Here is a 1182-nt window from a genome sequence, read left to right as displayed (position 1 = left end):
CGCCGAAGGATTTCATCGCCGCCGTCGCGCCACCGGCGTGCGCCTGGAAAACATCGAAAATCTGCGAGCCTTGCTGAATTGCAATCGTGAGCGGATTCATTCCCGATGCGAGCGATACGCCAACGTCCTGGAATTGACGACTCGGGTTCAACCATTCGTGTCTCGATAGGCCGACGAATGCGGCGTCGATTTCCGCTGCGCTCCGTTTTACCCCCGCGGACGCGCTGGCAAGCGTGCGCTCGAGCGCTTGCGTGGATGCAGTAGCGCCGGCCGTGTCGATTTTAACGCTACCGGCGATCGATTTTTTGAAAGCGTCGACAGACCCGGCGGCACTGGCGAGCACCTTGTCCAGGTCGCCGAGATCGGCGCCAAATTTGATCGATAAATCATTGTCGGTCATTGGCGCGGTTCCTTAGTTTTTCGTGGCGCTTTCTGCTTCACGGGCGGCGTGAGCGAGTCGAACGACGTGCATCGCCATATGAGCGGCGACAACGCGCGGGTTATCGCCGAAGGTGTTCTCGAGCAGCCATTTCGACGCCGCGGCGTCGAATCCGGCGAGGAGATCGGACGGACATTCGGCGAGGCGATTCTGCACCATTCGCACGACGTCTGCGCAGTTCTTTTCGACGTAAGATTCCGGTGCGGCCGATTTTGCCTTCGCGACTTTCTGAGCTTCGGCATAAATCGCGGCGCGCGACGACTTCAGCACCACCAGAACAGCGTCCGTCATTTCTTCAAATCCCCAAGTCACAAAGTATACGGCTAAGCTTGCTTCCCAACAATTAGAGCATAAAATCGCACCTAATTCGAGCTAGACTGTAAATAAATCGGATGAGACATGCCAAAATTTATGCCGGGGAATCAGTTTGGCGGCCAGTCTCCCGGTCGGCCGAAGGGCAGGCGTGATCGATTTTCCGCCAAGTGCGACGAAGCCGCCGAGGAACAAGGCTTGCGCGTGCTACAGGCCGCATTGGCGGCGGCCATCAATGGCGACACCCAAGCGCAGCGCATCGTGCTCGAGCGTCTTTGGCCGCGGCCGTCTGGCGTTTTCGTCAAAGCGGAATTGCCTTTTCTCGCGAGCATGCAGGACGTCGAGAACGCTTCGGCGCAGGTCATCGACGATCTCGCCAACGGTCGAATTCGAACCGACCAAGCCGAAGCGATCCATGCGGCGCTGCGGCG

Annotated in this window: 3 protein-coding genes; 1 reads left to right on the top strand and 2 read right to left on the bottom strand. The window is 58.6% G+C overall.

All coding sequences use genetic code 11. The annotated features are described in order from the left end of the window. Both A1351_RS10910 and A1351_RS10905 read right to left on the bottom strand, forming a co-directional pair. Positions 1 to 400 (bottom strand): phage tail length tape measure family protein (locus tag A1351_RS10910; RefSeq protein ID WP_198162342.1); only part of this gene is annotated, 400 nt, incomplete at its 3' end. 12 nt (positions 401 to 412) lie between these two features. Next, positions 413 to 730, bottom strand: a complete 318-nt coding sequence (locus A1351_RS10905; protein WP_064032965.1) for a hypothetical protein — start codon at positions 728 to 730, stop codon at positions 413 to 415. 219 nt (positions 731 to 949) lie between these two features. Here A1351_RS10905 and A1351_RS10900 point away from each other — a divergent pair. Beyond that, the coding region (locus A1351_RS10900; RefSeq protein ID WP_198162340.1) for a hypothetical protein at positions 950 to 1182 on the top strand (233 nt) is incomplete at its 3' end.

The sequence above is a fragment of the Methylosinus sp. R-45379 genome (assembly GCF_001644125.1).
Lineage (GTDB): Bacteria > Pseudomonadota > Alphaproteobacteria > Rhizobiales > Beijerinckiaceae > Methylosinus.
The sequence above is the reverse complement of the archived record's forward strand: the minus strand, read 5'-3'. Positions and strand labels throughout refer to the sequence as shown.